We start from the raw sequence: 9,965 nt of genomic DNA, 5'->3' as shown, positions 1-9,965 counted from the left end.
CTAACTGATGTATTATATGATTCTGCAATCTCAGATAATGTGTCACCACTTTTTATTTTATAATTTTCTGTCATGATAATAACTCCAAAGCCAACTGTTCACTGATTATTAATCTTCTATTATTATTTTTCACTTCATTATTTTGACATTTTATTAACGATTTATATTCTTTAAAATAAGGCGATATTATAATTCTTTTTGATCTGCCACATAAATCATTAATTTGTTCTAATTCTAAATAGTTTGACATAAACAGCAATGTTTTAGGTGAATAAAACCTGAATAAGAGCAGACGATCTCCTTCAGTTTTAATTGTTATATTACGTTTAAGCGTTGATTCAATTTCATCTTGACTTGTATTTTTTGTAAACTCAAAGACTACTCCACTACTTGCCCATATAGGGTCTTGAGTCCACTTATTCCAAATTACTTCATACGGTTCTACTTTTAGCCATATAGGACTATTATCTAATTGTTGTTCCCACATCGTGTTAACGTAGAGGAGTTGATACTCTATATCATGTTGTGCACATAGTTTTTTGGCATCAATCACTCTAAGAACATCTAAAACTAAGTAAAAGTCATTTTCGAATCTCTCTTCAACCATTATTCACACACTCACAATTAGATTTGGGGCAGGTACCATCAAGCTGCTTCTGACATAACTCTGCGACAGGTAAATCAAGTTTTGCCAGAGCCGGCAACAAAGAGGTCATATAAGCAGCCGTAGGCGCAATAATGAGTTCTTCCGGTGGCAATGGCGCCTCTAACCCTCCAGGTAATAAAGACGCCAATGCACTAATCGCCGTACCACTTCCTGCGCTGCCGCCTGAGTTGAGGTTGATTCCAGCGCCAGAAAGGTGCACACCAGATGGGTCTACTTTAACGAAGCTGCCACCAGCAGAAACGGTAATTTCTGAGCCGGATTCAATCACGACTTTTTGACCTGCTTTGATGTGCACTTCTGTCGTGGTGTCGTTCACCCAAACCTTACCGGTTTTGACGTGTAAGTTTCCGTCGATGATAAAGGCGCGGTTTTTATTGACAGCTTCACGTTTTTCGCCCTTGATGGTTTCATGGACGTTCTTTTTCACTTGGGTGTAGTGATTGGCATCTACAGTTAGATTCTTATTATTATGAATCTGACGGTTATGATCGTTTTCAGTAATGCCTTCATAATCTTTTTGGGCATGCAAGAAAATTTGTTCTTGCTCAGCTTGGTCTTCAAAACTTAATTCGTTATAACCATCACCTTGGTGAGTTTCCGTTCGAATTACCGTTTTGGTTTTGTTATCCGGTAATACATAAGGAGGCGTGTTGGTTTCGTGATAAGTACCACCAGTGACAATAGGCTGATCGGGATCGCCATTAAGGAACGAAACAATCACTTCATGGCCAATACGCGGGATAGCAACCATACCATATTGGCTACCCGCCCAATCTTGCGCAACGCGTACCCAACAAGAACTCAGTTCATCAGTGTTAGAATAACGATCCCATGGGAAATGCAATTTAACCCGGCCATACTCATCACAGAAAATCTCCTCGTCATCAGGGCCAACGACAATCGCTATCATCGGACCGTCCACTTGAGGTTTAGGCTGAGGCACAGCTTCCCATAGTGATGTTGCAGGAATCAGCTTAAACTGGTTAGCGTAAGTGGTTGCGCCGCTTCCCGCCTCTTCCTCTAACGCTTGAGGTTGCTCACCTTGATGAGACACTCCAACCACAAGATAATCGGTGTTTAACTCGTCATTTAAATGTTCTTCAAGACTGAACTGATAACCAGCGCGCAGGGACATATGATTGCTTTTCCCTGACAGGGTTTTAGCATCACGGCGTAAGTAGGCTAATCGAATATCATTAAACGCTTTACCACTCACGTCATCTTTATAGCGCCCTGGCGCATCATAGTGTTCGTAATCCGACTGTTGATATTGCGCATCGGTCGCCGCTGAGCTTTGCGCAAAGGTATAAGTTGGCTTTTTAAAACTATAATCACGTTGTTCAACGCTGGACACTTCTGATTGAGTCTTCGCGACCAAACTTGACACATATTGAGTGTCAACAGCGCCACCGGATAACACGTTGTAAGGAACAGATTCGCTTACCCAAGGAAAGCTTTCCGTTTTATCAGTGAACAGAATGGTATGTTTACCCTCTGTATGTTCGAAGCTGTAAACTAAGCCCTCTTCGGCGGCAATGCGATGTAAAAATTCAAGATCGGTTTCTCGATATTGCACACAAAACTCACGCTTTGCACAGTCTCTCGCGACAGAAAAAGCAAACGCGGTGATTTTCATTTCTTGAAGCAATACAGAAATAATTTCAGGAACTGTCAACTGTTGGAAAATACGACTATTGTGACGTAAAGAGAGGCGCTCTAGCGATGGCACTAGTGTTAAATCGTAAAAGCTAAAATTATGACCGATATCACCGTTACTGAAACTACGTACAATACCGTTGACTCGCTGCACTAGCTCGCCATTACGATACAGAGTTAATTCTGCGCCTCGGTCGACAACTTGATCGGCAATGATATTTGATTGACGACTCGCCAATTGCACCATATAGCGAAAGCCATAACAGGGCTCGCCTTTAAACTGACTATCCGAGATGGATTCGTGCCCATCAAATCCTCGAACTACAAACGTATCTTCTTCTAAGCCATCAATTTGTATTTTATAACTTAACGTCGCCATCCTGACATTTCCTATGATCTTTTTATATACGTCAAAACCTTAAGCACAAAACACATCATTGTTAATGTGATGTTCTGTGCTTAAGGTTTATGTTATCGCCTGCCAATAAGCAGGCGATAGTTGTGTACTTGCTAAGATTACGCTTCAACTGGTGTGCGCCAGTCATCAGCACCGGACGTGCCTGCATTAACGTGATCCCAAGTAATTTTGCGATATGTCATTGAGACAGTCAGATTTTGTGTGAAATCCGATTTTGCTGGGTCTTGGCAGTGAGGCATTTCACAACGAATATCGACGATAGATGCGTTTTCTAGTGTCGTGGTGAAGAAGTTTTCTTGCTTACCTTCAATGGAAGTGCGATACCATTTTAAAGTAACCGATGTCATTTTTTCACCTGCAGCCAGTGCGTTGTATAGCAAAGGAACGGCTTTATTGAGAGACACAGTGAATTTGAATGGCTTGTGAGCTCGTTGGCCTGCAGGCTGACCTGATTGAGGATCGGTCGGAACGGTCACATTGTGGTCAAATTGCTGAACCAGCATTTCATCTTCGTGACCTTCTACATAAGAGTCACCAATTGAATCTGCGGTGCAAGCTCCGGCCGTGATAAGACCTTGGGTTTGACCTTCAATAGAGATATAACATGGAGTTGGCATAACAAATCCTTCTAACGTTGAATAACCAATGGGTTGTTTTTATTTATATTTTCCACAATGCCCCTCTAATACTATTTTTTATTAAGCCTTTGTATCAGATTCATTCATACTCATGACCACATTGTGAACTTTTTCCATCATGTTGATGGTCTATAGATAAGAGCAAGGTCAATGCCAAGTCTCTGACCTATAAAATTCATATAGTTATAATTATCTATCACTTATTTAAGCAATAATCTGCCTAAGACTGAGCAAGTTTTTGCTCGTATAGGCAAGGTTCTTCGCCCTACTCAGCACTATTTAGTATGTCACCTCATTCACAACCAACTGTCAGAGTTATGTTGATAGCGAGTGACAGAATTTACTTGGCATCGGATATAACGACCAACCCTATGATAATGCGCGTTTTACCCTACCTAACCACAAGAGAAATGAGATGATAATTTGCGCCTGTTTGCTATTATCAAAACTTATTCTTTTATCATGTAGGTCTATTCTATGAGCGCATTCGAAAAACTAGTTAAGCATTCAAAGAAAGTCGCCAATTTTGAGCACTTATACGCCATTTCTAGCTGGGACCAATCTTCTATCATGCCCTCCGGTGGCGCCGAAGCTCGCGGCGCAGCGATGGCTGAGCTCTCTGTTCACATCCATCAAATGAGAACCCAACCTCAACTAGAGGAATGGTTCGAATCCGCAGCGCAAGAAAATCTCGACCAAACTCAGAGTGCTATTCTCAGAGAAATGAAGCAGCAATGGCAACAAGCGACCGTCCTACCTAACGAATTTGTGGAAGCCAAATCACTCGCTGGGTCAAAATGTGAACATGCATGGCGTGAACAGCGCACTCAAAACGATTGGCAAGGATTTATTGCAAACTGGCAAGAAGTGGTCACATTGTCTCAGCAAGAGGCACAAATTCGAGCAGAAGTGGCAGGCACAACGCCTTATGATGCAATGCTCAATTTATATGAACCAGGCACGACCAGTGAGTCGCTAGACAAAGTCTTTACCGATGTAAAATCTTGGCTACCTGACATGATCGCTCAAGCCATAGAAAAGCAAGCGTCAGGACCTGTGATTGAACCAAAAGGTCACTACCCGGCACAAGCACAAAAAGCACTCGGTAAAGAAGTGATGAAGCTGCTGCAATTTGATTTTTCTCATGGCCGGTTAGATGAAAGTGTTCACCCATTTTGTGGGGGTGTACCTACCGATGTGCGCATTACCACGCGCTACGATGAAAGTGAATTTGTTCAATCCATTATGGGTATTGTTCATGAAACGGGGCATGCTCGTTATGAACAAGGTTTGCCACGTGCATTGGCTGGTACTCGTGCTGGCGAAGCCCGTTCTATGGGGGTGCATGAATCTCAATCCCTATTTTTTGAAATGCAATTGGGCCGCAACCCACATTTTATCGCCCATTTAGCCGAGCTCATTAAAGGCCGATTCGACGATAGTACTGAGGGTCTGTTTGACGTAGCTAACCTGCAAAAAATATACACTCGGGTGAAGAAAGACTTTATCCGCATTGATGCTGATGAGTTAACCTACCCTGCACACGTCATTTTGCGCTACGAAATTGAGCGTGATTTAATGAATGGCAATATCACTTGTGCCGATGTTCCAGAATTATGGGACGAAAAAATGCAAGGCTACTTAGGTTTATCGACAAAAGGGAATTACCGCAAAGGGTGCATGCAAGATATTCATTGGACCGATGGTTCATTTGGCTATTTCCCAAGTTATACACTGGGTGCAATGTATGCGGCTCAATTTATGGCAGCCATGCGCAAAACGATTGATGTAGAGAGTGTTTTGGATTCTGGCGATCTTTCTCCTATTTTCACATGGCTTAATGACCATGTTTGGAGCAAAGGCAGTTTGTACACTACCAATGAAATTCTTACACAAGCGACTGGAGAAGTGTTAAATCCAGCGTTCTTCAAACAGCATCTCAAATCACGTTATCTTTAAATCTCACTTGAGCGAATTAGCGATTTAGATTTTAACGTTGATGATATAAAAAAGGAGCCGTTTACACGGCTCCTTTTTATTGAAACAAATATAAATACTTGTCTTTACAGTAAGTTGATTGAAACTGTTAGCGAGTATGTTTCTACGTTATCACCATCAACCATGTAATTCATGAAGTTCGCGCCCACAGATATTGGACCAAAGACTTCGTAGTCAGCACCAACCCCATACATAGTGTCGTAGCCATCATCACCGTTATCGTGAGAATAAGACGAATCCCATTTATGAAGACCCGCTTTGCCGTACACTTGCAGTGGGCCAAAGTTAATACTTGGTTTTACAGCCACGTAAGTATCATCGATTGTTAAACCGCCAGAGTTACTGAAATCTTCAAATTTGTTGTAACCCGCTTCGACACCAATAAGAGGTAGAAGGCCTGTACCAACATGCACGTTATATGCTGTACCTGATTCACCATTGATATCAGCCGTACCTCCTGAAGCACCGCCATAAACCCATGAATCAGCAAATGCTGAAGTAGATGCACCGATCAGAGCCAATGCTAGTAATGTCTTTTTCATGATTAACCTTCTCTATTTAAGTGCGGCAAAGGTTGTAATCGGCCATCCTTTGCCACATATCCCGCCAGATTATAGTGATATATCAGGAAGATGCAAATCCCATACCTAACATTCATCAATCGCGTTTTTAATTCGCTTATCTGAGACTGGATAAGGTGTTCCAAGCTGCTGAGCAAAGTAACTCACTCGCAACTCTTCAATCATCCAGCGGATCTCTTTAACTTTTTCCGGTACGACCATGCCTTTAGGTATCTTATTCAAGAGTTCCTGATAATCGTTAGTCACGGATTCTATTTTTAGCATGTGCAACCGATCTTTATTAGGATCGATCGGTAATTTCTCCATACGACGCTCGATTGCTTTCATATAGCGTAGGATATCCGGCAGACGTTTCCAACCACACTCCGTAGCGAAGCCTTTAAAAATGAGACCTTCGATTTGTGCTTTGATGTCTGAAAGCGCAAATGCCATAGAAAAATCGATCTTCCCTTTCAGTCGTTTATTGATATTAAACGCTGTCGTCAAAATACTTTCTACCTGCTGCGCAATATCCACGACTGTATCGCCGAGTTCGCCACGAATTTGTTCCTTCAATGCTTCAAACTGTTCCGGCTCCCAAACAATGCCACCGTGCTGTTCAATCAGTTTATCGACCCCACATGCAATACAATCATCAATCAAATCGAGAACTTTACCGTAGGGATTAAAATACAGTCCAAGCTTTGATTTGTTTGGCAAATTCGCATGTAAATATTTGATTGGTGATGGAACATTAAGTAACACTAAACGGCGCTGACCTTGCTGCATCGCACTGTGCTGTTCTTGTTCGGTTTCGAATAGTTTAATTTCGACACTGTCTTTGTTATCTACCAGCGCTGGGTAAGCTTTAACATCAAAGCCCCCACGTTTTTGCTGGTAAACACGCGGCAACTCACCAAATGACCAAGTGTGAAGATCTTTTTGCTCGATATCATCGTCTGCGACTTTTGATAAGGTTTCTTGCACCTTCTCTTTTAGGCTCTCTTTTAGCTCAAATAAATCTTTGTTTTCTTTAAGCTTACGATTGCGATGGTCGACTGCACGAAACGTCACTTTCAAGTGATCTGGTATCTGGTCCCATTTCCAATCTTCGCGTAATACTTCGACACCAGTCATGCGGCGCAATTCTTTTTCTAGCGCATCGAGCAGCGGTAATTCCATCGGTTTGACACGAGCGAGAAACGCATCGGCGTAGTTAGGCGCTGGAACAAAGTTTTTGCGTAGCGTCTTTGGTAGCGATTTAATCAAACTCACCACCAACTCATGACGTAACCCTGGAATTTGCCAATCAAATCCTTGAGGCTCAACCTGGTTTAAGATAGGTAATGGAATATGAACTGTGACACCGTCACTATCTTCTCCCGGCTCAAATTGGTAGCTGAGCTTAAGTTTGAGTCCGTCTTGATACCAGAAATTCGGGTAATCAAGCTCAGTAACATGACTAGCATCCCCTTTAACCAGCATCTCTTTTTCAAAGTTAAGAAGTTCCGGTGTGTCTTTGGAAACTTTTTTCCACCATGTATCAAAGTGACGCCCCGAAACTACATCAGTACCGATTCGTTGATCGTAGAACTGGAACAGTTCTTCATCGTCGACCAAAATATCGCGCCGACGAGATTTATGTTCAAGCTCTTCCACTTCATGCAGCAATGCGCGGTTTTGTTTAAAGAAAGCGTGTTTCGTTTCCCATTCACCTTCCACCAGCGCACTGCGGATAAAGATTTCACGGCTGACGGCTGAATCAATATTGCCGTAATTCACTAGGCGTTTGGCCACGATTGGAATACCAAATAGCATCACTTTTTCATGAGCCATAACCGCCGCACGTTTTTTCGACCAATGCGGCTCACTGTAACTACGTTTAATCAGATGTTTTGCGAGCGGCTCTACCCATTCAGGTTGAATTTTAGCCACCACACGAGCCCAGAGTTTCGATGTTTCAACCAGCTCTGCTGACATCACCCATTTAGGCTGTTTCTTAAAGAGTCCTGAAGCAGGGAAAATATGATAACGAGCATTGCGCGCGCCTTGATACTCGTTTTTCTCTTGATCTTTAAGGCCTATATGTGAAAGTAAACCCGTTAAAATCGCAGTGTGAACACCTTGATAACTGCCCGGCTCAGTATTGAGTTTGCCGCCCATGTCACGCATTGCTTGATGCAATTGGGTATACACATCTTGCCACTCACGAATACGCAGATAGTTCATGTATTCTTCTTTTACATGGCGACGGAACTGGTTGTTACTCAGTTCTTTTTGTTTCTTCTGCAGGTAGTCCCACAAGTTAACAAAAGTTAAGAAATCGGAGTCTTCATGGAAGAAACGGCGATGCTTATCGTCAGACGATTGCTTTTTATCACTTGGGCGTTCACGCGGATCTTGAATCGATAACGCCGATGCAATAATCATGATTTCTTTCAAACAGCCCATTTTAGGTGCTTCGAGAACCATACGCGCTAAACGCGGATCAATCGGTAAATTGGCTAATTGACGCCCCATTGTCGTCAATACTTTTACCTTCTTGTCGCCTTTGGTCTTTTCACTGATCGCACCAAGCTCATCAAGCAATCGAACACCATCTTGGATGTTGCGTTTATCTGGCGCTTCAACGAACGGAAACGCTTCGATATCACCTAAGCCCAATGCCGTCATCTGTAAGATAACCGAGGCTAAGTTGGTACGTAAAATTTCTGGGTCAGTAAATTCAGGGCGGGCATTGAAATCCTCTTCTGAATAAAGGCGGATACAGATCCCCTCTTCAACACGACCACAACGGCCTTTACGCTGGTTGGCACTGGCTTGAGAAATACGTTCGATCGGTAAGCGCTGCACTTTCGTGCGATAACTGTAACGACTAATACGCGCGGTACCTGGGTCAATCACATACTTAATACCCGGAACCGTTAACGATGTTTCGGCCACGTTGGTTGAAAGCACAATGCGGCGTCCTGCATGCGGCTGAAATATCTTATTTTGTTCGCCGGCAGACAAACGCGCATACAATGGCACTATTTCGGTATCACGCAGTTTCATTTTACCTAGCGCATCAGCAGTATCACGAATTTCACGCTCACCACTCATAAACACCAAAATATCACCCAAACCTTCATCGCACAGTTCTTCTACCGCTTGCTTGATGCCCTCTAACTGATCGTGGTCACTTTCACTCTCTTCTTCACCACCTAATGGGCGATAACGGGTTTCTACAGGATAAGTTCGGCCAGAGACTTCAATGATAGGGGCATCATAAAAATGCTCTGAGAATCGTTCGGGATCAATGGTGGCTGAAGTAATGATGACTTTTAAATCAGGGCGACGTGGTAATAACTGTTTTAGATAGCCCAAAATAAAATCGATGTTCAACGAGCGCTCATGGGCTTCATCGATAATGATGGTGTCGTACTGATTCAAAAAACGATCATTTTGAATCTCCGCCAACAAAATACCATCGGTCATCAGTTTAATTTGCGTTTGATCAGACACTTGATCGCTAAAACGCACTTTATAACCAACAACATCTCCCATTTGGGTTTGCATCTCTTCTGCAATACGATTGGCAACAGAGCGTGCTGCCAGACGACGAGGCTGAGTGTGACCAATTAAACCAAATTGACCACGGCCGAGTTCGGCACAAATCTTAGGAATTTGCGTCGTTTTACCTGAGCCGGTTTCACCCGCAATGATCACGACTTGGTTATTCTCAATCGCTTCTGCGATGTCATCTTTCTTTTGACTGACTGGCAGCAATTCAGGATATTCCAACGTCACAGTTCTTTGCTGACGCTGCTGAACCACCATCATTGATTTGGCGATATCGAGAGCGATTTCATCAAATACGGCACTACGCGCTTCGTTATTTTTAATTTTACTTGCGCCGTTTATGCGTTTGCTGAGACGAAAACGATCTTTAATCAAACATTGATTAAGTGCTTGTTTAAGGGACTTTGCACTATTGGCCTGCGCATGTGCAGGCTTGTCTGAGTTGACTTGAGAATGAGTCAAAGCGC

6 protein-coding genes are annotated in these 9,965 nt (G+C 42.9%); 1 reads left to right on the top strand and 5 read right to left on the bottom strand.

Annotation, left to right across the window (positions count from 1 at the left end; genetic code table 11):
- Positions 1-70: 70 nt before the first annotated feature.
- From F9817_RS19845 to F9817_RS19835, 3 genes are all read right to left on the bottom strand, one after another.
- Positions 71-607, bottom strand: coding sequence for a DUF4123 domain-containing protein (locus F9817_RS19845; RefSeq protein ID WP_161157911.1), 537 nt, complete (start codon positions 605-607; stop codon positions 71-73).
- Entirely contained in the window at positions 600-2,702 is a 2,103-nt protein-coding gene (locus tag F9817_RS19840) for a type VI secretion system Vgr family protein (protein WP_161157910.1), read from the bottom strand. Before F9817_RS19840 ends, F9817_RS19845 begins: the two co-directional genes overlap by 8 nt.
- A gap of 137 nt (positions 2,703-2,839) precedes the next feature.
- On the bottom strand, positions 2,840-3,358 hold the full coding sequence (locus F9817_RS19835; protein WP_161157909.1) for an Hcp family type VI secretion system effector: 519 nt from the start codon (positions 3,356-3,358) through the stop codon (positions 2,840-2,842).
- Positions 3,359-3,856: 498 nt separating this feature from the next.
- On the opposite strand from F9817_RS19835, the gene F9817_RS19830 reads away from it, so the two are divergent.
- Positions 3,857-5,338, top strand: a complete 1,482-nt coding sequence (locus F9817_RS19830) for a carboxypeptidase M32 (protein WP_161157908.1) — start codon at positions 3,857-3,859, stop codon at positions 5,336-5,338.
- A 104-nt stretch (positions 5,339-5,442) separates the two neighbouring features.
- Here F9817_RS19830 and F9817_RS19825 read toward each other — a convergent pair whose 3' ends face one another.
- Both F9817_RS19825 and hrpA read right to left on the bottom strand, forming a co-directional pair.
- Entirely contained in the window at positions 5,443-5,919 is a 477-nt protein-coding gene (locus F9817_RS19825) for an outer membrane beta-barrel protein (protein WP_161157907.1), read from the bottom strand.
- Between the two features lie 105 nt (positions 5,920-6,024).
- Positions 6,025-9,960: an ATP-dependent RNA helicase HrpA gene (gene hrpA, locus F9817_RS19820; protein WP_161157906.1), complete on the bottom strand. Its 3,936-nt coding sequence runs from the start codon at positions 9,958-9,960 to the stop codon at positions 6,025-6,027.
- Between the last annotated feature and the right edge of the window lie 5 nt (positions 9,961-9,965).

Source organism: Vibrio eleionomae, from assembly GCF_009874545.1.
Classification (GTDB): domain Bacteria; phylum Pseudomonadota; class Gammaproteobacteria; order Enterobacterales; family Vibrionaceae; genus Vibrio; species Vibrio nitrifigilis.
The sequence above is the reverse complement of the archived record's forward strand: the minus strand, read 5'-3'. Positions and strand labels throughout refer to the sequence as shown.

Coding starts and splice junctions, on each gene's coding strand:
- F9817_RS19845 (WP_161157911.1), bottom strand. CDS start 607: ATGGTTGAAGAGAGATTCGAAAATGACTTTTACTTAGTTTTAGATGTT.
- F9817_RS19840 (WP_161157910.1), bottom strand. CDS start 2,702: ATGGCGACGTTAAGTTATAAAATACAAATTGATGGCTTAGAAGAAGAT.
- F9817_RS19835 (WP_161157909.1), bottom strand. CDS start 3,358: ATGCCAACTCCATGTTATATCTCTATTGAAGGTCAAACCCAAGGTCTT.
- F9817_RS19830 (WP_161157908.1), top strand. CDS start 3,857: ATGAGCGCATTCGAAAAACTAGTTAAGCATTCAAAGAAAGTCGCCAAT.
- F9817_RS19825 (WP_161157907.1), bottom strand. CDS start 5,919: ATGAAAAAGACATTACTAGCATTGGCTCTGATCGGTGCATCTACTTCA.